The sequence below is a fragment of the Massilia sp. UMI-21 genome (assembly GCA_015277795.1).
Lineage (GTDB): Bacteria > Pseudomonadota > Gammaproteobacteria > Burkholderiales > Burkholderiaceae_D > Telluria.
In genome coordinates this window covers 299,171-321,680 of sequence record CP063848.1, presented here as the reverse complement: position 1 = coordinate 321,680, position 22,510 = coordinate 299,171, and the positions used below count along the sequence as shown (strand labels likewise).

Annotated in this window: 24 protein-coding genes and 1 tRNA gene; 6 read left to right on the top strand and 19 right to left on the bottom strand. The window is 63.7% G+C overall.

From position 1 onward, the window contains the following. Nucleotides 1–129: 129 nt before the first annotated feature. Together argB and IM543_01425 are read left to right on the top strand one after the other, a co-directional pair. Nucleotides 130–1,059 (top strand): acetylglutamate kinase, encoded by a 930-nt coding sequence (argB, locus tag IM543_01430; protein ID QOY94616.1) that lies wholly within the window; start codon nucleotides 130–132, stop codon nucleotides 1,057–1,059. A 43-nt stretch (nucleotides 1,060–1,102) separates the two neighbouring features. Next, nucleotides 1,103–1,177, top strand: a tRNA-Thr gene (locus IM543_01425). A gap of 23 nt (nucleotides 1,178–1,200) precedes the next feature. Here IM543_01425 and IM543_01420 read toward each other — a convergent pair. Then, a complete protein-coding gene (locus IM543_01420; GenBank protein QOY94615.1) occupies nucleotides 1,201–2,106 on the bottom strand; it encodes a TraB/GumN family protein in 906 nt (301 codons plus the stop codon). Nucleotides 2,107–2,128: 22 nt separating this feature from the next. Here IM543_01420 and IM543_01415 point away from each other — a divergent pair, with 22 nt between their 5' ends. From IM543_01415 to IM543_01405, 3 genes are read left to right on the top strand one after another with little or no spacing between them, the layout of a single operon-like run. Next, nucleotides 2,129–2,872 carry a pyrimidine 5'-nucleotidase gene (locus IM543_01415; protein ID QOY94614.1) on the top strand — a complete coding sequence of 248 codons (744 nt, stop codon included), beginning with the start codon at nucleotides 2,129–2,131 and terminating at the stop codon, nucleotides 2,870–2,872. Nucleotides 2,873–2,898: 26 nt separating this feature from the next. Beyond that, a complete protein-coding gene (gene slmA / locus IM543_01410) occupies nucleotides 2,899–3,477 on the top strand; it encodes a nucleoid occlusion factor SlmA (protein ID QOY94613.1) in 579 nt (192 codons plus the stop codon). Between the two features lie 19 nt (nucleotides 3,478–3,496). After that, entirely contained in the window at nucleotides 3,497–5,341 is a 1,845-nt protein-coding gene (locus IM543_01405; GenBank protein QOY94612.1) for a chorismate-binding protein, read from the top strand. Between the two features lie 9 nt (nucleotides 5,342–5,350). Here the strand turns inward: IM543_01405 and IM543_01400 are convergent, their stop codons facing one another. The 3 genes from IM543_01400 to IM543_01390 all read right to left on the bottom strand — a co-directional run bounded on the left by IM543_01400 (nucleotide 5,351) and on the right by IM543_01390 (nucleotide 7,229). Continuing rightward, complete coding sequence (locus IM543_01400) at nucleotides 5,351–5,974, bottom strand: OmpW family protein (protein QOY94611.1); 624 nt, start codon at nucleotides 5,972–5,974, stop codon at nucleotides 5,351–5,353. A gap of 117 nt (nucleotides 5,975–6,091) precedes the next feature. Continuing rightward, nucleotides 6,092–6,583: a glutathione peroxidase gene (locus IM543_01395; protein ID QOY96462.1), complete on the bottom strand. Its 492-nt coding sequence runs from the start codon at nucleotides 6,581–6,583 to the stop codon at nucleotides 6,092–6,094. 223 nt (nucleotides 6,584–6,806) lie between these two features. Further along, nucleotides 6,807–7,229 (bottom strand): CoA-binding protein, encoded by a 423-nt coding sequence (locus tag IM543_01390; protein QOY94610.1) that lies wholly within the window; start codon nucleotides 7,227–7,229, stop codon nucleotides 6,807–6,809. Nucleotides 7,230–7,353: 124 nt separating this feature from the next. On the opposite strand from IM543_01390, the gene IM543_01385 reads away from it, so the two are divergent. Beyond that, the gene (locus tag IM543_01385) at nucleotides 7,354–7,980 is read left to right on the top strand and encodes an N-acetylmuramoyl-L-alanine amidase (GenBank protein QOY94609.1); all 627 of its coding nucleotides are present in this window, start codon (nucleotides 7,354–7,356) and stop codon (nucleotides 7,978–7,980) included. 106 nt (nucleotides 7,981–8,086) lie between these two features. On the opposite strand, the gene IM543_01380 is transcribed toward IM543_01385, so the two are convergent. The 15 genes from IM543_01380 to mnmG all read right to left on the bottom strand — a co-directional run bounded on the left by IM543_01380 (nucleotide 8,087) and on the right by mnmG (nucleotide 22,388). After that, a complete protein-coding gene (locus tag IM543_01380) occupies nucleotides 8,087–9,766 on the bottom strand; it encodes a beta-lactamase family protein (protein QOY94608.1) in 1,680 nt (559 codons plus the stop codon). A gap of 139 nt (nucleotides 9,767–9,905) precedes the next feature. Continuing rightward, nucleotides 9,906–10,286, bottom strand: coding sequence for a hypothetical protein (locus tag IM543_01375; protein ID QOY94607.1), 381 nt, complete (start codon nucleotides 10,284–10,286; stop codon nucleotides 9,906–9,908). A gap of 370 nt (nucleotides 10,287–10,656) precedes the next feature. After that, nucleotides 10,657–11,079: a F0F1 ATP synthase subunit epsilon gene (locus IM543_01370; protein QOY94606.1), complete on the bottom strand. Its 423-nt coding sequence runs from the start codon at nucleotides 11,077–11,079 to the stop codon at nucleotides 10,657–10,659. 24 nt (nucleotides 11,080–11,103) lie between these two features. Then, complete coding sequence (atpD, locus tag IM543_01365; protein ID QOY94605.1) at nucleotides 11,104–12,507, bottom strand: F0F1 ATP synthase subunit beta; 1,404 nt, start codon at nucleotides 12,505–12,507, stop codon at nucleotides 11,104–11,106. Nucleotides 12,508–12,563: 56 nt separating this feature from the next. After that, nucleotides 12,564–13,439 (bottom strand): F0F1 ATP synthase subunit gamma, encoded by an 876-nt coding sequence (gene atpG / locus IM543_01360; GenBank protein QOY94604.1) that lies wholly within the window; start codon nucleotides 13,437–13,439, stop codon nucleotides 12,564–12,566. 56 nt (nucleotides 13,440–13,495) lie between these two features. Then, complete coding sequence (locus tag IM543_01355; protein QOY94603.1) at nucleotides 13,496–15,037, bottom strand: F0F1 ATP synthase subunit alpha; 1,542 nt, start codon at nucleotides 15,035–15,037, stop codon at nucleotides 13,496–13,498. A 76-nt stretch (nucleotides 15,038–15,113) separates the two neighbouring features. Beyond that, nucleotides 15,114–15,647, bottom strand: coding sequence for a F0F1 ATP synthase subunit delta (locus IM543_01350; GenBank protein ID QOY94602.1), 534 nt, complete (start codon nucleotides 15,645–15,647; stop codon nucleotides 15,114–15,116). 2 nt (nucleotides 15,648–15,649) lie between these two features. After that, nucleotides 15,650–16,120, bottom strand: a complete 471-nt coding sequence (locus IM543_01345; GenBank protein QOY94601.1) for a F0F1 ATP synthase subunit B — start codon at nucleotides 16,118–16,120, stop codon at nucleotides 15,650–15,652. A gap of 76 nt (nucleotides 16,121–16,196) precedes the next feature. Continuing rightward, nucleotides 16,197–16,439, bottom strand: coding sequence for a F0F1 ATP synthase subunit C (atpE, locus tag IM543_01340; protein QOY94600.1), 243 nt, complete (start codon nucleotides 16,437–16,439; stop codon nucleotides 16,197–16,199). 86 nt (nucleotides 16,440–16,525) lie between these two features. After that, nucleotides 16,526–17,359 (bottom strand): F0F1 ATP synthase subunit A, encoded by an 834-nt coding sequence (gene atpB, locus IM543_01335; GenBank protein QOY94599.1) that lies wholly within the window; start codon nucleotides 17,357–17,359, stop codon nucleotides 16,526–16,528. 3 nt (nucleotides 17,360–17,362) lie between these two features. Then, entirely contained in the window at nucleotides 17,363–17,701 is a 339-nt protein-coding gene (locus IM543_01330) for an ATP synthase subunit I (GenBank protein ID QOY94598.1), read from the bottom strand. Between the two features lie 313 nt (nucleotides 17,702–18,014). Then, nucleotides 18,015–18,887: a ParB/RepB/Spo0J family partition protein gene (locus IM543_01325; protein QOY94597.1), complete on the bottom strand. Its 873-nt coding sequence runs from the start codon at nucleotides 18,885–18,887 to the stop codon at nucleotides 18,015–18,017. Between the two features lie 33 nt (nucleotides 18,888–18,920). Beyond that, nucleotides 18,921–19,691: a ParA family protein gene (locus IM543_01320; protein ID QOY94596.1), complete on the bottom strand. Its 771-nt coding sequence runs from the start codon at nucleotides 19,689–19,691 to the stop codon at nucleotides 18,921–18,923. Nucleotides 19,692–19,800: 109 nt separating this feature from the next. Continuing rightward, nucleotides 19,801–20,460 (bottom strand): 16S rRNA (guanine(527)-N(7))-methyltransferase RsmG, encoded by a 660-nt coding sequence (rsmG, locus tag IM543_01315; protein QOY94595.1) that lies wholly within the window; start codon nucleotides 20,458–20,460, stop codon nucleotides 19,801–19,803. After that, nucleotides 20,457–22,388 carry a tRNA uridine-5-carboxymethylaminomethyl(34) synthesis enzyme MnmG gene (gene mnmG / locus IM543_01310; protein QOY94594.1) on the bottom strand — a complete coding sequence of 644 codons (1,932 nt, stop codon included), beginning with the start codon at nucleotides 22,386–22,388 and terminating at the stop codon, nucleotides 20,457–20,459. The genes rsmG and mnmG overlap by 4 nt, the downstream gene beginning before the upstream one ends. Nucleotides 22,389–22,510: the final 122 nt, after the last annotated feature.

Sequence of the window (22,510 nt, the reverse complement as noted above, 5' to 3'; positions counted from 1 at the left end):
CGGGCTGGACAAATAGTCATGGTTCGGTACGGTGTGGATCAGCCCATAAAATACAACAAGACGCCATATAATCAGCACAAGTACTACGCTGTTGCCTTAAAATCTTGCGACCTTTATTTTGGACCCTCCATGAACGCTACCTTGAGCAGCCTGAATTCCGACGACCAACCCAGCGACCTGACCAAGGTGTCGCCGCAGATCAAGGCGCAGATCCTGGCCGAGGCGCTTCCCTACATCCGTAATTTCCACGGCAAGACCATCGTCATCAAGTACGGCGGCAATGCCATGACCGACGAGCGCCTGAAGCACGGCTTCGCGCGCGACGTCATCCTGCTCAAGCTGGTGGGCATGAATCCGGTCGTGGTGCACGGCGGCGGTCCGCAGATCGACAACGCCCTGAAGAAGATCGGCAAGCAGGGGACCTTCGTGCAGGGCATGCGCATCACCGACGAAGAAACCATGGAAGTGGTCGAGTGGGTGCTGGGCGGCGAAGTCCAGCAGGACATCGTCATGTTGATCAACCACTACGGCGGCCAGGCCGTGGGCCTGACCGGCAAGGACGGCGGCCTGATCCGTGCGCGCCGCATGTCGATGCCGGACAAGGAAAAGCCGGGCGAATTCCTCGACATCGGTTTCGTCGGCGAGATCGAAGCGATCAACCCGGCCGTGGTCAAGGCGCTGCAGGACGACGCCTTCATTCCGATCATCTCGCCGATCGGGTTCGGCCAGGACGGCCAGGCCTACAACATCAATGCCGACGTGGTCGCCGGCAAGATCGCCGAGATCCTGAAAGCCGAAAAACTCATCATGATGACCAATATCGCCGGCGTGCAGGACAAGTCGGGCAATCTGGTCACCGACCTGTCGGCACGCGAGATCGACGAGATGTTCGCGGACGGCACGATTTCGGGCGGCATGCTGCCGAAGATCTCGTCGGCCCTGGACGCGGCGAAGTCGGGCGTGAACACCGTCCACATCATCGACGGACGCATCGAGCACAGTTTGTTGCTCGAAGTCTTGACCGAACAGGCGTTTGGCACTATGATCCGGTCTCACTAAATTTTTTGTGGCGGAAATCTCCGCCACCGAAAACGACCTGAATGCCCTTGTAGCTCAGTGGTAGAGCACTCCCTTGGTAAGGGAGAGGCCACGTGTTCAATCCACGTCAAGGGCACCATTCTCCTTCCTGCAGTACCCCTCCTAGTAGATCCGCTCCACCTTGATGCCGCGCTTGCGCAGCAGCTCGGGCACGCCGCGTTTGCCCACCAGGTGCAGCAATCCCACCGCCACCACCGCCTTGTCCTCGCGCGCCAGCAGTGCCGCCACCTTGTCCGCCATCGGTCCGTTGCGTTCATCGATCAGGAGCTCGCGCGTAAACCTGCCGCCCAGGGAATCGTCCTGTTCGATGCGCTGCGCGATGCGTTCCAGCGCCGTCCGGTCGGCTTGCTCGTAGGCGGCGAACAGTTCGCGCGCTTCGCGCAGCTGGCGGCCCGAGGCCGCGTTCTCCAGCGTTTCTTCCAGCAGCTTCCACTGGTCCTCGATCGCGAGCCGGTTCAGCAGTGCGGCCTGGTAGCCGATCGATTCGAGTTCGGCGATGCGGGTCTTGCCGCTCGCGCGCGCCTGCTGCGCCAGGTGCGCGTCCACGCCCAGCCGCGGGTCGTAGCCCATTTTCACGGCGTCGATCACGGCCAGCGTGGTGACGATCATCCAGGGTTTGAACTGCGCCACGGCGGCCGGGTCGAGGCCCTGCTGCTTCAGGGCGGATGCGATGCGGCGGCGGCGTTCGGGCGCCAGGCCGGCCAGGCCGGGCTGCCCGTCCGGGAACATGCCGTGTTCCCGCAGCGCCGCCGCGACCGCGGCAGGGTCGCGCCCGGCATCGATCTCCAGCGCCAGCGTGGGTGCGTCGGCCAGGGCCTGGCGGATACGCGGCTCGAGGGGATAGAAATCGGGACGGCCGGCGTGGATGGTGCCGTACAGGTACAGGGCGTGTCCGCCGCCCGTGACCCGGAACAGTGCGCCGCGTTGTTCGGCAAGCCCGGCCGCCAGTGCCTGGAAGGCCATCAGGAACAGGCTGAAGAAGACCACTATAATCGAACGTCGTCGCATTATTACCCTCGTGTGCAGAACCGTGCCAAATCATACCCTCCCCTCTCCCGTCTGGCTGTTCGACCTCGACAACACCTTGCACGATGCGTCGCACGCCATCTTTCCGGCCATCAGTGCCAACATGAACACCTATATCGGGCGCGTGCTGGGCGATGGATGCACGCCCGCCAGCCAGGCCGCGGTGGACGCGGCGCGCTTGGGTTACTGGAAGCGCTACGGCGCCACCCTGCTCGGCATGATCCGCCACCACGGGGTGTCGGCGGCCGACTTCCTGCACGTCACGCACGATATCGGCGCCCTGGATAAACTGGTGCGCGCCGAAAAAGGCCTGGCCACGCTGCTGCGGCGCCTTCCGGGCCGCAAGATCCTGCTCACCAATGCGCCGACGCGCTATTCAAGCGAGGTGATGCGCCACCTGGGCCTGAGCCGGCATTTCGCGCACCACGTCGCCATCGAGCACATGCACGTGCACCGCCAGCTGCGCCCCAAGCCATCGAGCCTGATGCTGCGCCGTCTGCTGCGCAAGCACGGCGTGGCGGCGCGCCGCTGCATCCTGGTCGAGGACACCCTGGACAACCTGAAAAGCGCCAGCCGCCTCGGCCTGCGCACCGTGTGGGTGACCCAGTACCTGCGCATGAGCGATCCGATCGGCAGGGCCGGGCCGCGCATCGGACCATTGCCGCGGACCCTGAAACGCCCCCGTTACGTCGATGTCAAAGTAAAATCCGTGCGGCAACTTCCGGCGCGTCTGCACCGGCTGCGCTAACACGATAACAATCTACTAGGGATCACATGGCAAGTTCAAAGCCGGGCCAGCGCAAGCTGCAAATCCTCCAGGCCCTGGCCTCGATGCTCGAGCAGCCCAAGGGCGAGAAGATCACCACCGCGGCGCTGGCGGCGCGCCTGTCGGTGTCGGAGGCGGCGCTGTACCGCCACTTCGCCAGCAAGGCGCAGATGTACGAAGGGCTGATCGAATTCATCGAATCGAGCGTCTTCGGCCTGATCAACCAGATCGCCGAGCGCGAGGAAGGCGGCGTGAACCAGGCGCATGCAATCCTGCAGATGCTGCTGTCGTTCGCGGCCAACAATCCCGGCATGACCCGGGTGCTGATCGGCGACGCGCTGGTTGGCGAGGACGAACGCCTGCAGCTGCGCATGAACGGGTTCTACGACCGCATCGAAATGGCGTTCAAGGGCGCCTTGCGGATCGCCGTCACCCAGGGCCACGGCCTCGAGACCGACGTCGCGGCGCGCGCCAGCCTCTTGGTGAGCTACGTGACCGGGCGCTGGCACCGCTTCGCCAAGAGCGGCTTCAAGCAAAACCCGGCCGAGGGCACGGCGCTGCAGCTGTCGCTGCTGCTGGCGGCATAAGGATCGCCCGGAGCATTCAATGGACACCCAGGAAGTCTTCGCGCTGCTGGACGACGCCGGCGCCACCCAGGAGGCCCGTTCGCGCCTGTACAGCCGCCACGCCGGCACGCTGCGCTGCGACCGCCCCGCCGACTGGCCCCCACTGCTGCGCGACATGCAGGACGCCCTGGCACGCGGCCTGTACGCGGTGCCGCTCCTCACCTACGAGCTGGGGGCGCAGCTGCACGGCATCGCGGCGCACCCGGTGCCGGGGGCGCTGGCGCAGGTGCTGCTGTTCGAACAATGCGAGCACCTCGATGCAAGCCAGGTCGCCGCCTGGATCGCCACCCGCGCGCCAGACACCGCACTGGCCGGCGTGGCCGGCATCACACCCAACGTCGACGAAACCGCGTTCACCGCGGCGATCGGGCGCATCCGCGACTACATCGCCGCCGGCGACACCTACCAGGTCAACTACACCTACCGCCTGCGCTTCGACGCCTACGGCCCGCTGGTCAAGCTGTATGCGCGGCTGCGCGCGCGCCAGCGCGTGCCCTACGGCGCCCTGGTAGCCCTGCCCGACGGCAGCGCGCTGCTGTCCTTCTCGCCCGAACTGTTCGTGCGCCACGACGCCGGCGTGCTCACCGCGCGCCCCATGAAGGGCACCGCGCCAGCCAGCGGCATCGACGCGGTGGACGACGAGCGCGCCCAGGCGCTGGCGCAGGACACCAAGAACCGCGCCGAAAACCTGATGATCGTCGACCTGCTGCGCAACGACCTGGGACGGGTGGCCGAGACCGGCAGCGTCGAGGTGCCGGCGCTGTTCGAGGTGCGCCGCTACGGCAGCGTGCTGCAGATGACCTCGACCGTGCAGGCCCGCCTGCGCGCCGACGCCAGCCTGGAGCAGCTGTTCGACGCGCTCTACCCCTGCGGCTCGATCACGGGCGCGCCCAAGCGCCGCACCATGGAGATCATCCACGAACTCGAACCGGGCGCGCGCGGCATCTATACCGGCGCGATCGGCTGGTTCGATCCGCCGCAGGCAGGCCAGGCCTTCGGCGCGGGTTTCGGCAATTTTTGCCTGTCGGTCCCGATCCGCACGCTGGCGCTGGGCAGCCCCGAAGGCGGCGTCCGCAAGGGGGAGCTGGGCGTGGGCGCCGGCATCGTGTACGACAGCGACGCGGCCTCGGAATTCGCCGAATGCCGGCTCAAGGCGGGCTTTCTCACCGGCCTGCCCAACGAGTTCGAGCTCTTCGAGACCCTGCGCGCCAGCCAGGAGCACGGCTGCCGCCACGTCGAGCAGCACCTCGATCGCCTGGCCGCCTCCTGCCGCTACTTCGGCCACCCGTTCGACTACGGCGGCGCGCGCGCGGCGCTCAACGAGGCTTGCCTGGCCCTGCCCCCGGGGCAGCTGCACCGGCTGCGCCTGTCGGTGGTGCCCGGCGGCGAGATCGCGCTGCAGGCGGGTCCGCTGGCGCCGGTAAGCGAACCGGTGCCGCTGCTGCTGGCGAACGAGACCACGCATTCGGGTGACGTCTTCCTGCGCCACAAGACCAGCGTGCGCAGCCGCTACGACGCGGCCTGGCGCGCCGCCGAGGCGCAGGGCGCCTTCGACGCCCTGTTCTTCAACGAGCGGGGGGAATTGACCGAAGGGGGACGCAGCAATGTGTTCGTGCGCTTCGGCACGGAGTGGCTCACGCCGCCGCTGTCCTGCGGGCTGCTGCCCGGCGTGATGCGTGGCGTGATGCTGCAGGCGCCCGCCTGGAACGCAAGCGAACGCGTGATCACCCGCGCCATGCTGGCAAGTGCAGACGACATCGTGGTCTGCAATGCCCTGCGCGGGCCGCTGCGGGCGGTCCTGCTGGACGACCCGCAGAGAAGCTAAGCGTCTGTTTCAGAAGCGGTAGCCGACGCCGACGCCGAACAACACGGGGTCCACCTTCACGTGACTGGCTTTCGCGCCACCCAGCAGCACGTCGCTGCGGATGTTCACTTTTTTCACGTCGAAGTTGAGCGACCAGCGCGCATCCAAGCGGACATCCACGCCGGCCTGCAGCGACAGGCCCCAGCTGTCGTTCTCGAGGTCGGCCGCGCCGTTCAACAGCTTCACGTGCGAGATGCGGGTGTAGTTGACGCCTGCGCCCAGGTAGGGATTGAAGCTCGACTGCGGTGCGAAGTGGTACTGGGCGCTCAGGGTCGGCGGCAGGTGGCGGAAGCTGCCGATGCGCGCGCCGTCCAGGGTGACGTGGTGCTTCTGTGGATACGTCAGGACCAACTCCGCCGCCAGGTTCGGCGTGAAGAAGTAGGAGATATCGACTTCCGGGATGGTCTTGCTGCTGACGTGGATGCGGTCCGCCGCGCCGGTGCCGGCCAGCGGCGCCGATTCGTTCGCCGGGTCGAGGTGGACGGCGCGCGCGCGCACCATCCAGTTGGTGTCTTGTGCCAGGGCCTGGCTGCCGGCGAGCGCAAGGGTGATCGCAAGGGTACTCGCCAGCGCATGCTGCAACATCGTTTTCATTTTTCTTACCTTTCGTCATGTCATCAGTGACGAAGCTAAGAATATTGATGCAGCGCAAAAAAATCGTTGATATGGATCAAATAACCACAATGCCAAAAAGGTTATTCGATCCTGCCATCACATGGTGAGCGCCTGTTCGATCTTGCCGACCAGGGCCGGGTCTTCCGGCGTCACCTTGCTCGGGAAATGCTCGATCACCTTGCCGTCGCGGCCGATCAGGTATTTCGTGAAATTCCATTTCGGCGCCTGGCCGGTGGCCTTGGTCAGACTCGCGTGCAGCGGGTTGGCTTCCGCGCCGGTGACCGCACTCTTGGCGAACATCGGGAACTTGACGCCATAGGTGTTGAAGCAGAAGTCGGCGATCTCTTTCGAATTGCCCGGCTCCTGCTTGCCGAAGTCGTTCGAGGGGAAGCCCAGCACCACCAGGCCGCGGCCGCCGTACTTCGCGTACAGCTTCTCCAGGCCTTCGTACTGCTTGGTAAAGCCGCAGTAGCTGGCCGTGTTCACCACCAGCACCACCTTGCCGGCGTACTGGCACAGGTCCTGCGGCGCATCGTCCTGCAGGCGCTTGAAGTTCTGCTTCAGGATCGCCGGGCAGGCGGCGGGCATACGGCCATCCGGCATGCGCGCGGCCGCCGGCGCGCCCGCTGCGGTGCCGGTTTGGGCGGCGGCCGGCAGGGCGGCGCAGACCGCAAGCACAGCGGCGGCAAGGGAGGCGAACGGCAGAGCGGTGGTCTTGGACATGGCGGGGAGTTCCCTCGGGTTGGAATGCCATGATTGTAACGCAGCCGCCCTTGTCGGGATCACCGGCGTGGCCGGCCCGCGCCGTTCATTAGCTGTTCAGGCTACGGTGCTCGATCTTGATGCAGTGGTTCATGACCACGTCCAGGCCGGCGGCGCGCGCCAGGTCGGCGGCCGCCTGGTTCTCGATGTCGAGCTGCATCCAGAGGCAGCCGGCGCGCACGGCGATCGCATCGCGCGCGATCGGCGCAATGTCTTCCGATTTGCGGAAGCAGTCGACGATGTCGATCTGCTGGCCGCTGCCGGCCAGGGCATCGGCCGCTTCCTGCAGCGTCGGGTACACCTGCTCGCCCAGGATGGTCTGGCCCGCGTAGCTCGGGTTGACCGGGACGATGCGGTAGCCGTTTCCTTGCAAGTAAGCAGCCACTTCGTGGCTGGCACGGTCGGGCTTGTTCGACAGGCCGACGATGGCGATGGTCTTGCTGTCGCTGAGGATCTGGTCAATGCTTCTCATGGTGGTGTCAGTGGGTTCAAAGGCCGGGCTCCAGCTTATCAGATGTGCATCGTTCACGTGGCAGCGCTGGCGCCGCCGGCGCAAACGTGGAAAGATGCGGACTCGTCCCTACTCGAGTATGTCCATGCGCCTGCCCGTCTTCCCTGCCCTCGCTGCCCTGGTCCTGTCGCTGACCACCCTGTCCACCCATGGCGCCGAGCCGCTGGCCGCGGTGGAACGCGCCATCGTTCCGGTGTCCGGCTGGGGTGGCACCCCGGCCGACCCGGCCAAGGCGCGCCGCCACAGCATCCGCCAGATCACCCTGCACCACCAGGGCGAGCCGTTCACACCCGGCACCGATCCGCAAGCCTACCTGCGCCGCCTGCAAAGCTGGTCGCGTGCTACCAAGGGCTGGCTCGACATCCCGTACCACTATGTGATCGACCTCGACGGCCGCATCTACGAAGCGCGCAAGATCGACTTCGCGGGCGACACCAACACCGAGTACGACCCGACCGGCCACGCCCTGATCGAGGTGGTGGGTAATTTCGAGGAAGTCGAACCGAACCAGCGGCAGCTGGACGCGGTGGTCGACCTGATGGCGCTGCTGGCGGCGAAGTACGGGGTGGCGCTGGACGACATCCAGAGCCACCGCGACTATTCGGATAACACCGTATGCCCGGGGGCGAACCTGTACCGCTACGTGAAGGAGGATTATTTCCGGCACAAGGTGGCCTTGCGTTTGGCGGGGGAGCAGGCCGCGCAACGCTAGAACATCTGTAAATTCGGGTGGGCGTTCAACTCCCCGATGAATAGCAGATCAGCTGATCATCAGCTGCTTGAACGCGCGGTCGGCAGAGCCGACCACCCTACGCTCGTCAAATCCGGCGCGCAGTAAAGTTGCGCCCGCCCTGCTTGAACTGCAGGCCTTGCCCCTCGAAGCTGATCTCGGCATCGACATCGCGTCCGAAGAACCGGGTCTCGCTCAGCGGGAAGATCTCCAGTCGGCGCTGGCCGGTCGGCTGCACGAAATAACGGCTGCCTTCGCGCTGGACTTCCAGCACCATCCCGGGCTGCATCTCGTAGTGTCCGACGTGCGCGTCGAAGGCGGCATCGAGAATCTTCGCCGCGATCCGCGGCGGCGGCGCCTCGCCGCTGCGTACATGGGTTTGTTCCCGTCCGTCCTGGTGGTAGGTCACGCCGGTCACCTTGCCGGCGCTCCCTCCCCCTTCGCGCTGGAACACGAACCAGTCCACCGTTTCCGGCACGAAGAATTCGTTGGCCGACATGGCCTTGAGCGTCACCGGTCCGCGCCCTGGACGCTGCAGCGCGAGGAACTCGCCGTCGCGGCGGAACACGCGCTTGGTGTCCTGGTCGAGCGTGTAGACGCCCGCCACCGCATCCAGCGCGGCGGCGTCGAGCCGCACTTCCCTGAATTCCGGCAGCGGCTTGCCGATGGCCGCCGCCGCCGCCCGGCGCGCCACCACGTCCGGCACCACGGTGCCCGAATCGCCATTGGTCAGCACCGCCACATACACGCCCTTGCTGGGGATGCGCAGGCCATAGGAGCGAAAGCCCCGGGTCGAGCCGCTGTGGCCGATGGTCGCTTCGCCCTGGATCAGGGTCATCTCCCAGCCATAGCCATAGTGGCTGTCTTTACCGCCCGTCAGCCGGTAGGAAGTAAAAGCGCGCTGCCAGGTGGCCGGCTTGAGCAGTTTCCTGCCCACCGCCGCGTCCCACTTCGCCAGGTCGTCCACGGTCGAGACCAGCTCTCCCGCAGCGTAGGACTGGTTCTTGCCGAGCGTGCGCGCCGGACCGAACCCTTGCGCGCCCAGGGCGTGGCCAGCGGCGCTCGGCCACGCGTTGCGTTCGTAGCCCTCGTAGGCGGTATGTTCCATCCCGAGCGGCACGAAGATGCGCTCCGCGAGGAACTGGTGGTAGGGCTGGCCGGAGACCTTCTCGATGATGGCGCCGAGCAGGTAGTAGCCGGAGTTGTTGTAGCGCCAGGTGCTGCCCGGCTCGAACTGCATCGGTTCGTTCTTGAAGGTGTCGATCAGGGCCGCCACCGTGGTGTCCTGCGGCGCGCGCTGCGCGAAGCCCGGCATGCCGGTGTAGCTGGCGATGCCCGAGGTATGCGTCAACAGGTGCTCGACGGTGATTTTCTTGCCCTGGGTCGGATAGTCGGGCAAATATTTGGTGATCTCGTCCTCGAGCGCGAGCTTGCGTTCGTCCGCCAGCAGCAGGATGGCGGTCGCGGTGAACTGCTTGGTCATCGAGCCGATGCGCAATGCCATCTCGGGCGTCATCTTGATGCCGCGGGGGGCGTCCGCCATGCCGTAGGCCTTGCGCAGCACCGTCTGGCCGTTCTTGACGACGATGATGGTGGCGCCCGGCGCCTCGGGCGGGAAGTAGGGAACGATGGCCGCCTGCACGCGGAAGGACAGGTCTTCCAGGGCGCGCTTGCCCAGCGGCTGGTCCAGGGTGGTGTCGGCGGCGAAAACCACATGCGGCTGGCACAGCAGCAGCACGGCGGCGCAGAGGGCGGATCGGATCAACATGGTCGGCCTTCCTTTGTTGTTATGGATGCCGCGACTGTACGTACCGGGCGGCGCCTGCCGCAATCGGGAGCCGATCAGTGGTCGTCCGGATGGGCCGAGTGGTCGCCAGCCGGGGGCGAACGAAAGCGCCGCACGATGCTCAGGACAGCTTGGCGTAGGTCAGGAACAGCCAGGTCACGGTCATCACGACGATGCCGGTGACGGTCACGCAGGAGCCGGTGAAGAACACGGCCGACAGCATGGTGGCGGACAGCACCCGCTCGAACAGGAAGCCGAGCGCGAAGTCGAAGGTGGCCAGCACCGACCAGCGCCGCATGTAGACCGGCAGATAGCGGCTCATGCGCCGGTTGTGTTCGCGCGCGGCGTGGCGTTCATATAGGTTGCGGGCCCGGCTCACGTCGCGGAACAGCCAGTCGAAGAACAGGAAGCGGTACAGGGTCTGGCCGAAGCGGGCGTCCGGCGGCAGCGCGCAAGCCGCGTTCTCGGCTTGCTGTTCAGGGTGTTCTGGAGGGATTGCCATGGTCCGGCCCGACGCGTCTCATGCTGGAGAGCCGATACTAAACCGGAACGCGGTGCCCACCCGTGCGCTGGCTAACCGTGCGCTGCTTTCGATGACAGCACCACTTGCAGTCTGCGCTCACCGGTAGGGTGGGCGGCTCTACCCTGCCGGGTGAGCAGCCGGGCCGCGGACGCCGCCCACGCGTCCAATCATCATATGCATTGTCGTCCCATCTGCTCGAGGGGGATGTGAACGCGCGGGCGGCAGCCAGGATCCCGGTATGCCAGGCCGTCGGGTGGAGCCGCCCACCCTACAAACCGTGATCAAGCTGGACAGTGCTAAAAAAAAAGGCAGCCCGCAGGCTGCCTTCTTGTACCGCAGGAGCGGATGCTTAGCGTCCGCGCGTGCGCAGCTTCTGGATCGCCGCCAGCTGCGCGATCGCCGCGGCCATTTCGGCCTGGGCTTTCGCGTAGTCGATCTTCGATTCCTTGTTCAGCATCAGCTCTTCGGCCTGCTTCTTTGCTTCCAGTGCCTTCGCTTCGTCCAGGTCGCCACCGCGGATCGCGGTGTCGGCCAGCACGGTCACGCCGTTCGGCTGCACTTCGAGGATACCGCCTGCGACGAAGACGAACTCTTCGCCGCCGCCGGCGACCTGGATCCGTACAGCACCTGGCCTGATGCGCGTGATGAGGGGGGTGTGCTTCGGGTAGATACCCAGCTCACCCGCTTCACCCGGCAGCGCGACGAATTCGGCCTGGCCGGAGAAGATACTCTCTTCGGCCGAGACCACGTCCACTTGAATCGTATTTGCCATGTCTGTCCTCAGGTTGAAGCCGGCTTAGGCAGCCAGTTTCTTGGCCTTCTCGATCGCTTCCTCGATGGTGCCGACCATGTAGAAGGCCTGCTCCGGCAGGTGGTCCAGTTCGCCCGACGCGATCATCTTGAAGCCCTTGATCGTGTCTTTCAGCGAAACGTACTTGCCTGGTGCGCCGGTGAAGACTTCGGCGACGTGGAACGGCTGCGACAGGAAACGCTGCATCTTACGAGCGCGTGCGACGACCAGCTTGTCTTCCGGCGCCAGTTCGTCCATGCCCAGAATCGCGATGATGTCACGCAGTTCCTTGTAGCGCTGCAGGGTGTTCTGCACGGCGCGCGCGGTGTTGTAGTGCTCTTCACCGACGACCAGCGGGTCCAGCTGGCGCGAGGTCGAGTCGAGCGGATCGACTGCCGGGTAGATACCCAGCGAAGCGATGTCACGCGACAGAACGACGGTCGAGTCCAGGTGGGCGAAGGTGGTGGCCGGCGACGGGTCGGTCAAGTCATCCGCAGGGACGTACACGGCCTGGATCGAGGTGATCGAACCGGTCTTGGTCGAGGTGATGCGCTCTTGCAGGCGGCCCATTTCTTCGGCCAGGGTCGGCTGGTAGCCCACCGCGGACGGCATACGGCCCAGCAGTGCCGACACTTCGGTACCGGCCAGGGTGTAGCGGTAGATGTTGTCGACGAAGAACAGAACGTCCTTGCCTTCATCGCGGAAGGCTTCCGCCATGGTCAGGCCGGTCAGCGCGACGCGCAGACGGTTGCCCGGCGGTTCGTTCATCTGACCGTAGACCATTGCCACTTTCGAGTTGGCAGGGTTTTCCAGGTCGACCACCTTGGCATCGGCCATCTCGTGGTAGAAGTCGTTACCTTCACGGGTACGCTCACCCACGCCGGCGAACACGGACAGACCCGAGTGTGCCTTGGCGATGTTGTTGATCAGTTCCATCATGTTGACGGTCTTGCCGACGCCGGCGCCGCCGAACAGGCCGACTTTACCGCCTTTGGCGAACGGGCAGACCAGGTCGATGACCTTGATGCCGGTTTCCAGCAGGTCGGTCGACGGCGACAGTTCGTCGTAGGCCGGCGCATCGCGGTGGATCGATGCCATGCGCTCGTGGCTGACCGGACCGCATTCGTCGATCGGGTTGCCCAGCACGTCCATGATGCGGCCCAGGGTCGGGGTGCCGACCGGAACCATGATCGGGTTGCCGGTGTTCTGGATGATCATGCCGCGACGCAGGCCTTCCGAGCTGCCCAGTGCAATGGTACGGACCACGCCGTCGCCCAGCTGCTGCTGGACTTCCAGGGTCAGTTCCGAACCTTCCATTTTCAGTGCGTCGTACACTTTCGGCATGGCGTTACGTGGGAATTCCACGTCGACCACTGCGCCGATACACTGAACGATTTTGCCATCAGCCATGTTCGTTCCTTCAGATATATAGTTAAATTCTTTTACTGTTGATCGGTCCGGCGCGCTTAGACAGCTGCTGCGCCCGAGACGATCTCGGAGAGTTCTTTGGTAATCGCCGCCTGGCGGGTCTTGTTGTAGACCAGCTTCAGGTCGCTGATGACACTGCCGGCGTTATCGCTCGCGGCCTTCATCGCGACCATGCGCGCCGATTGCTCGGACGCCAGGTTTTCTGCAACCGCCTGGTACACCAGCGCTTCCACGTAACGCACCAGCAGTTCGTCGATGACGACGGCCGCTTCCGGTTCGTAGATGTAGTCCCAGCTGTGTCCGCCAGCTTCCGCTTCCATGTGCTTTGCGGGCAGCGGCAGCAGTTGCTCGACCATCGGTTCCTGCTTCATCGTGTTGATGAACTTGGTGTAGCACAGGTAGACAGCGTCGAGCTTGCCTTCCTGGTACGCGTCCAGCATCACTTTGACCGGGCCGATCAGCTTGTCCAGGTGCGGGGTGTCGCCCAGCTGGGTCGCTTGCGAGACCAGCTTCATGCCCATGCGGTTCAGGAAACCCAGGCCCTTGTTGCCGATGGCAACTGCCTCGACACGCTTGCCTGCCTGTTCCATTTCGCGCGCCTTCATGGTCACCTGGCGCAGCACGTTGGTGTTCATGCCGCCGCACAGACCCTTGTCGGTCGTGACGACGATGAAGCCGACGGCATTCGCCTTCACATCCTTGGCTTGCGCCATGAACGGGTGGGTGTACTCCGGGTTTGCGCCGGCAAGATTGGCGGTGATGCTACGAACCTTCTCACTGTAGGGACGGGCGGCGCGCATGCGATCCTGCGCCTTGCGCATTTTCGATGCCGCGACCATTTCCATCGCCTTGGTGATCTTCTTCGTATTTTCTACGCTCTTGATCTTGCCACGAATCTCTTTGCCTACTGCCATGAGTCCTTACTCCTTCCGCGCACCGGCGCCGTGCGTACACGGCGCCGGCTTGACGATTAATATGCGCCGGATTTTTTGAAATCAGCAATGGCGGCGGCCAGCGCAGCTTCGCTGTCCTTGTCCAGTTGCTTGGTTTCGTCAATCTTCGACAGCAGGGCAGCGTGGCCCGACTTCAGGAAGTTGTGCAGTCCGTGCTCGAACGGCAGGACTTTCTTGACTTCGATGTCGTCCAGGTAGCCTTTGTTGACGGCGAACAGCGAAGCGGCCATCAGCGAGGTCGACAGCGGCGAGAACTGCGGCTGCTTCAGCAGTTCGGTCACACGGGCGCCGCGGTCCAGCTGCTTGCGGGTCGATTCGTCCAGGTCGGAGGCGAACTGCGCGAACGCAGCCAGCTCACGGTACTGGGCCAGGTCGGTACGGATACCGCCCGACAGGTTCTTGATGACCTTGGTCTGGGCTGCGCCACCGACGCGCGACACCGAGATACCGGCGTTGATCGCAGGACGGATACCGGCGTTGAACAGCGAGGTCTCCAGGAAGATCTGGCCGTCGGTAATCGAAATCACGTTGGTCGGCACGAATGCCGAGACGTCACCTGCCTGGGTTTCGATGATCGGCAGTGCGGTCAGCGAACCGGTCTTGCCGGTGACGGCGCCGCCCGTGAACTTCTCGACGTAGTCGGCGTTCACGCGTGCTGCGCGCTCGAGCAGACGGCTGTGCAGGTAGAACACGTCGCCCGGGTAGGCTTCGCGGCCCGGCGGACGGCGCAGCAGCAGCGAAATCTGGCGGTAAGCGACAGCCTGCTTCGACAGGTCGTCGTACACGATCAGCGCGTCTTCGCCGCGGTCGCGGAAGTATTCGCCCATCGCGCAGCCCGAGTAGGCCGAGATGTACTGCATCGCAGCCGATTCCGACGCCGAAGCGGCGACCACGATGGTGTATTCCATCGCGCCGTGCGTTTCCAGCGAACGCACGATGTTCTTGATGGTCGATGCCTTCTGGCCGATCGCGACGTACACGCAGGTGACGCCCTGGCCCTTCTGGTTGATGATCGCGTCGACTGCGACAGCCGATTTACCGGTCTGGCGGTCGCCAATGATCAGCTCACGCTGGCCGCGGCCGATCGGCACCATCGCGTCGATCGACTTGATGCCGGTCTGCATCGGCTGCGAGACCGATTCACGGGCGATGACGCCCGGTGCGATCTTTTCGATCGGTGCGGTCAGTTGTGCATTGATCGGACCCTTGCCGTCGATCGGCTGGCCCAGTGCGTTGACCACGCGGCCACGCAGTTCCGGACCGATCGGCACTTCCAGGATGCGGCCGGTGGTCTTGACGGTGTCGCCTTCCGAGATGTGCTCGTAGGCACCCAGGATGACCGAGCCGACCGAGTCGCGCTCGAGGTTCATCGCCAGGCCGAAGGTGTTGCCAGGGAATTCCAGCATCTCGCCCTGCATCACGTCCGACAGACCATGGATGCGGCAGATACCGTCGGCCACGGAGATCACCGTGCCTTGATTGCGAACTTCAGCCGAACCTTCCAGACCCTGGATGCGGCTCTTGATCAGTTCGCTGATTTCAGAAGAATTAAGTTGCATGAGTGCTAACTCCAAATGTTTTTGATGCGTAGGGCAAGGGCGCTAGCGCCGGCGCGTGCTGCCAGATATCGATCGATTACGAGGCCAGCGCAACATGCATCTGTTGCAGCTTGGCGCGTACCGAGGTATCGAGCACTTCGTCGCCGACGACCACGCGCACACCACCGATCAGCGAAGGATCCACTGTCACCGTTGGGTTCAGCTTGCGGCCAAATTTCTGTTCCAGCTTGGCGACCAGCTGCGACAGCTGGTCACCCGAGATCTCGAAGGCGCTGAAGATCGCCGCATCGGCGGCACCTTCGTTGGCGTTCTTCAGTGCCGCGAACTGGGCGGCGATTTCGGGCAGCAGGTTGACGCGGCCGTTATCGGCCAGCATCGCGATAAAGTTCTTCGCTTCAGCGTTCAGCGGCGACTTGACCAGGGACGCAATCGTGTCGGCCAGCTGGGCGGTGGTGACCTTCGGGTTGCTGGCGAAAGCCTGCACTTCCGAATTGGCGCCGATCTGGCCCAGCTCGGCGGTGACGGCCGACCAGGCGGCCATGTCGCCCGACTGGGCAACACGGAACAGCGCTTCGGCGTAAGGACGGGCGACGGTTGCGAGTTCAGCCATGATCAGAGCTCGGTCGACAGTTGCGACAGCAGGTCGGCGTGGACCGCTGGGTTCACTTCACGCTTCAGGATCTGCTCGGCGCCTTGCACTGCCAGTGCGGCCACCTGGCCACGCAGTTCTTCGCGGGCGCGGGTCACTTGCTGCTCGGCGTCGGCGTGGGCGGCAGCGACGATACGGGCGGCTTCTTCGGCGGCGGTCGCCTTGGCTGCGTCGATGATCTGGGCAGCGCGCTTTTCGGCGTCGGTGATGCGCTTCTGGACTTCGTCACGGGCGCCGGCCATTTCGGCCTGCACGCGCTTTTCGGCGGCGGCCAGGTCGGCCTTGCCACGGTCGGCGGCTGCCAGGCCATTCGCAATCCTCTCAGCACGCTCGTCGAGTGCTTTCATCAGCGGCGGCCACACGAATTTCATCGTGAAGGCGGCCAGGATGAGGAAGACCACGAGCTGTGCAAACATCGTTGCGTTAAGGTTCACGGTATTTTCCTTATTACAGAAACACGGATGCCGAACCGGAGTCGGTTCGGCTCTTCAATACGTCAAGACGTGTGTCTTAGCCGGTGAACGGGTTCGCGAAGGCGAACAGCATGGCGATACCGACACCGATCAGGAATGCCGCGTCGATCAGACCAGCCAGCAGGAACATCTTGGTCTGCAGGGTGTTCATCAGTTCTGGCTGACGTGCAGAAGCTTCGAGGTATTTACCGCCCATCAGTGCGATACCGATGCAAGCACCGATAGCGCCGAGGCCGATGATCAAACCGCAAGCCAGTGCAACAAAAGAAAGGTCAGTCATGTGTAACTCCAAAAGTTAATTTAAGAACTAGATTAAAAACTACAACTTCTTTACAACCACTATCTGTTCGATGCTTGCGGCGCCGATCAGTGGCCTTCATGGGCCTGACCGAGATACACCAGCGTCAGCATCATGAAGATGAATGCCTGCAGGAACACGATCAGGATGTGGAAGATCGCCCAGATCGAGCCTGCAATTACCTGGCCGACGAAACCGAAGATGGTGGCGGTCGAACCAAGCAAAGCGATCAATAGGAACAGCAGCTCGCCGGCGAACATGTTGCCGAACAGTCGCATACCGAGCGACACCATTTTTGCTGCGTATTCGATGATGTTCAGGAGCAGGTTGAACGGCGCCATCCAGATGCCAAACGGTGCTGCGAACAGTTCGTGGATCCAGCCGCCGAAGCCCTTGATCTTGATGCCGTAGTACAGCATCAGGAGCAGCACGCCGAGCGAAATGCCGATGGTGCCGTTCAGGTCGGCGGTCGGAACCACGCGGTGATACGGGAACAGGTGCTCCACGCCGAAGGCGGCGAAGGCAAACGAGAACATGTCGACCGGCAGGAAGTCCAGCGAGTTCATCAGGGCAACCCAGACAAACACGGTCAGTGCGGCTGGTGCGATGAAGCTGCGGTCGCCATGGACGATCGACTTCGACTGGTCTTCGACCATCTCGACCAGCATCTCGACGGCAGCCTGGAAACGGCCTGGCACGCCCGAGGTGGCTTTACGTGCTGCCATCCACATGATCAGGCAGCCGAGCACGCCCATGGCGATCGACCAGAACAGGGTGTCGTAGTGGATGACCGAAAAATCAACCGGACCGTGCTGATGCTGGTTCGACAGATGGCCCAGGTGGTGCTTGATGTATTCTGAAGCGGTGGGCGCGTGCGCTGCGCCTTCGATTGGAGTCGCCATTTTTCAGTGCCTAAATAATAAGAATATGTAACTTTTCAGCGCCACGATGAACCCGGCAAGTAGCGCCAGCCAGTTCAGATCGTGGTACAGCCACGCGGTAGCACCCAGCAGCACCAGCGTTAGAGCAATCTTTATAAATTCCCAGATGAAGAATGTTGCAGGACTGGCGCCACCGGCCCGTTGGGCGCTGGCGAACAGCCGTACTGCCATGATGCCGTTGGGCACTACACAACACAAACCGCCCAGTACTGCCGAAAACATCGCAGACCATCCCCCCAGCAGTGCGGCGATGGCGCCGGCGACTGCTGTTGCAATCAATTGCAGGGAGACGATGCGCAACATATTGTTCTGGTTTCTCGCCGCGCGATCGGACAGTTACGATGTGGTAATTACATGAATCAGCGGAATTATAAGTGGTTATACGGACGCGAGTCAAACGATTCCGCGCTTATAACTGCTACGTAAAGATGTGATGGGAGCAACATGGGCCCGGATAAAAAGCCCATATTTTCAATTACTTAACTCGTGGGTCAGTAGGATGGCCGAAGGCGCCGGCGGCGCTTGCAAACGCGCTTCGCCTTGAGCGGGCGTGGCATGCATACGTCAGTTGCACGCGGGGCAGGCAAGCCCCGGCCACCCCTGTTCAAGACACAATTCAGGCGCGCAGGCGGGCCAGCACACCATCCAGGATGTCGAGGTCGGCGAAGTCGATGATCAGCTGGCCTTTACCCTTGGCGCCCATCTTGAATACCACCGGCGTCGCCAGCTTGTCCGACAGTTCCTCTTCCAGGCGCACGATGTCGCCCGGCTTGTCCTTGGCGCGCGCCGCAACCGCCGGGCTCGACTGCTCTTCGAGCGCGCGGGCCACCAGCTTTTCGGTTTCGCGTACCGACAGGCGCTTGGCGATCACCTGGGTGGCCAGGGTGATCTGTTCGGCACTGTCGACCGCCAGCAGCGCGCGCGCGTGGCCCATGTCGATGTCGCCGGCCATCAGCATGGTTTGCACCGGCTGGGCCAGGTTAATCAGGCGCAGCAGGTTCGAGACGGCGCTGCGCGAGCGGCCGACCGCGGCGGCGGCCTGCTCGTGGGTAAAGCTGAAGTCGTTGATCAGGCGCTGGATGCCCTGCGCCTCTTCGAGCGGGTTCAGGTCTTCGCGCTGGATGTTCTCGATCAGGGCCATGGCCGCGGCGGACTGGTCGTCGACGTCGCGCACCAGCACCGGGATCTCGTCGAGCCCGGCCATTTGGGCCGCGCGGAAGCGGCGCTCGCCGGCAATGATCTCGTACGGCACCTGGGCGCCCTCCCCCAGCGGACGCACCAGCACCGGCTGCATGATGCCCTGGGTCTTGATCGAGGCGGCCAGTTCGCTGAGCGAGGTTTCGTCCATGCGCGTACGCGGCTGGTACTTGCCGGCCTGGATCTGGTCGATCTTCAAGGAAGAAGGCGCTTTCACCGGGGCCGGCTGGCTGTCGCCGCCGAGCAGCGCGTCGAGGCCGCGTCCGAGGCCCTTGAGTTTTTTGCTTGCCATATCTGTGTCAGCTTTCAGAACTAGTTTTTACGGTCACATCGTCTTGATGCGCTCGACCATCTCCGCGCCGAAGGCGATGTACGCCTGCGCGCCCTTCGAGGACGGATCGAACACCACGCCCGGCATGCCGTAGGACGGCGCTTCGGCCAGACGCACGTTGCGCGGAATGATGGTCTTGAAGACCTTGTCGCCGAAGTGCTGTTCGAGCTGGCTCGACACCTGCTGCGACAAGGTCATGCGCGGATCGAACATCACCCGCAGCAAACCGATGATGCGCAGGTCGGTGTTCAGGTTGGCATGCACCTTCTTGATCGTGTTGACCAGGTCGGACAGTCCTTCGAGCGCGTAGTACTCGCACTGCATCGGGATGATCACGCCGTGCGCCGCGCACAGTCCGTTCAGGGTCAGCAGCGACAGCGCGGGCGGGCAGTCGACCAGGATGAAGTCGTAATCCTGGTCCACCGCCGCCAGCGCTTCCTTGAGACGGCGCTCGCGGTTTTCCAGGGCGACCATCTCGACCTCGGCGCCGGCCAGCTCGCGGTTGGCGGGCAGCACGTCGAAGCGCCCTGCCTCCGAGCGCTGGCGCGCGGCGGTCACGTCGAGCTCGCCCAGCAGTACCTGGTAGATCGAGCCTTCGAGCGCGGCCTTGTTGATGCCCGCGCCCATCGTGGCATTGCCCTGCGGGTCGAGGTCGACCAGCAGCACGCGCTGGTTCAGCTTGGCCAGGCCTGCCGACAGGTTGACGGTGGTGGTGGTCTTCCCGACCCCGCCCTTCTGGTTCGCTACGCAAAAAATCTTCGCCATCTATTCTCGTCCGTATGTATGCAAGGCGCCATACCGTTCATACCATACAAACCGTTTTAACGATTTATATTGAATAAACGGTATAAACTATTTATACGATTTATTTAGTTTATGCCGATCTCTCGACGAAAACCAGGTGTCGTTCCGCTCCCAGCCTTGGCACCTGCAGGGGCTGCAAACCCGTCACTTTCCATTCTGCCGGCACCCGCTCCTGCTCTTCCGCCGGCGCCGTGCCTTTCAGGGCGATGAACTTTCCGTCCGGCGCCAGCAGGTGTCCCGACCACTCCAGGAAATCCGACAGGTCGGCGAAAGCACGAGAGGTGATGACGTCGAATTTGTCGCTCAAGGGCGTAGTCACCCCGAGATCCTGCACTTTCATCGTGTACACGGTGACGTTGGCCAGTTCCAGCTCGGCCTTTACCTGCTTGAGGAAGGCGGTCTTCTTGTGCACGGTGTCGATCATCGACACCCGCATGTCCGGGCGGCTGATCGCCAGCACGATGCCGGGCAAGCCGCCGCCGGCGCCGACGTCCAGCACGTTGCGGGCGGACGCGAAGGCGGGCACCGCGGCCAGCGAATCGAGAACATGGTGGGTCACCATCTGCATCGGGTCGCGTAGCGAGGTGAGGTTGTAGACGCTGTTCCACTTGTTCATCAGTGCCAGGTAATCCAGCAGTTTTTCCTGCTGGGCCGGAGTGACGTCGAGCTTCATGTCGGCGATGCCGTCGGCCAGCACCTGCGCCAACGCGGCGCGGTCGAAAAGCTTCATTCTGCTTGCTCCGCGGGTGCATTGGTAAAGCCCTTGGCGCCCCGTTTTTTCAGGTGTACCAGCAGCAGCGAGATGGCCGCCGGGGTAACGCCCGAAATGCGCGAGGCCTGGCCCAGGGTTTCCGGGCGCTGCTTGTCCAGCTTCTGGCGCACCTCGATCGACAGTGCCGCGATCTCCAGGTAGTTCAGGTTCTCCGGCAGCTTCAGGTTCTCGTAATGGTCGTGCCGCTCCACTTCGCGCGCCTGGCGGTCGATGTAGCCGGCGTACTTGAGCTGGATCTCGATCTGCTCCTTGACCGCCGGATCCTCGACGCCCGGGCCGGCCAGAGGCTGGCCTTCGACGCCGATCATGCTCATCAGCGTGTCGTAGGCAACGCCCGGACGGCGCAGCAGGTCGGCCAGGTTGTATTCGCGCTCGATCGCCTGCCCCACCACCCGCTCCGATTCGCTTGCCGCCAGAATGCGCGGGTTGACCCAGGTCGCGCGCAGGCGCTCGAGTTCGCGGGCCACTGCTTCGCGCTTGGTCTCGAAGGCTGCCCACTGGGCGTCGCCGACAATGCCCAGCTTGCGGCCGATCTCGGTCAGGCGCATGTCGGCATTGTCTTCGCGCAGCGACAGGCGGTACTCGGCGCGGCTGGTGAACATGCGGTACGGCTCGGCCACACCCTGGGTGGTGAGGTCGTCGACCAGCACGCCCAGGTAGGCTTCGGATCGGCCCGGCGTCCAGGCATCCTTGCCCTGAGTCTGCAGTGCGGCGTTCAGGCCGGCCAGCAGGCCCTGGGCTGCGGCTTCTTCGTAGCCCGTGGTGCCGTTGATCTGGCCGGCAAAGAACAGGCCCTTGATCGCCTTGGTTTCCAGCGAGGCTTTCAGGCCGCGCGGGTCATAGTAGTCGTATTCGATCGCATAGCCCGGGCGCAAAATGAAAGCGTTTTCCATGCCGCGCATCGAGCGCACCAGCTCCAGCTGCACGTCGAACGGCAGGCTGGTCGAGATTCCGTTCGGGTAGAACTCGTTGGTGGTCAAGCCTTCCGGCTCCAGGAAGATCTGGTGCGACTCCTTGGAGGCGAAGCGGTGGATCTTGTCTTCGATCGATGGGCAATAGCGCGGCCCCACCCCCTCGATGACGCCGGTGTACATCGGGCTACGGTCGAGGCCGTTGCGAATGATCTCGTGGGTCTTCTCGTTGGTGTGCGTGACCCAGCACGGTACCTGACGCGGGTGCATGGCGGTATTGCCCATGACCGAGAACACCGGCACCGGATCGAGGTCGCCCGGCTGCTCGGACAGCACCGAAAAGTCGATGCTGCGACCGTCGATACGTGGCGGGGTGCCGGTCTTCAGGCGGCCCTGCGGCAGCTTGAGTTCCTTCAGGCGGCTCGACAGCGACACGGCTGGCGGGTCGCCGGCGCGGCCGCCCGAGTAATTCTGCAGGCCGACGTGGATCTTCCCATCGAGGAAAGTGCCGGCGGTGAGCACCACGGCGCGGGCACGGAACTTCAGTCCGACCTGGGTCACGGCGCCGACCACGCGCTCGCCTTCCAGCATCAGGTCTTCCACGGCTTGCTGGAACAGCCACAGGTTCGGCTGGTTTTCCAGGCGCGAACGGATCGCCTGCTTGTACAGCACGCGGTCAGCCTGGGCACGGGTGGCACGCACGGCCGGCCCTTTGGACGAATTCAGGATGCGGAACTGGATGCCGGATTCGTCGGTGGCGATCGCCATGGCGCCGCCGAGGGCATCGACTTCCTTGACCAGATGGCCCTTGCCGATGCCGCCAATGGAGGGGTTGCAGGACATCGCACCGAGGGTTTCGATGTTATGGGTCAGCAGCAGGGTCTTCTGTCCCGTGCGTGCGGACGCGAGCGCGGCCTCGGTACCGGCATGGCCGCCGCCGACGACGATGACGTCGAATTCAGTTGGAAATAGCATGATGGAAGAGTGGGGCGAGGAGTCTAATGCGCGATTATAGATTCTTTTTTCTGGTGGAAGCTTTGGAGGGCCTGAAAACGACAGAAATTGTTTCACGTGGAACGGTCAGCCTTTGCTATCCA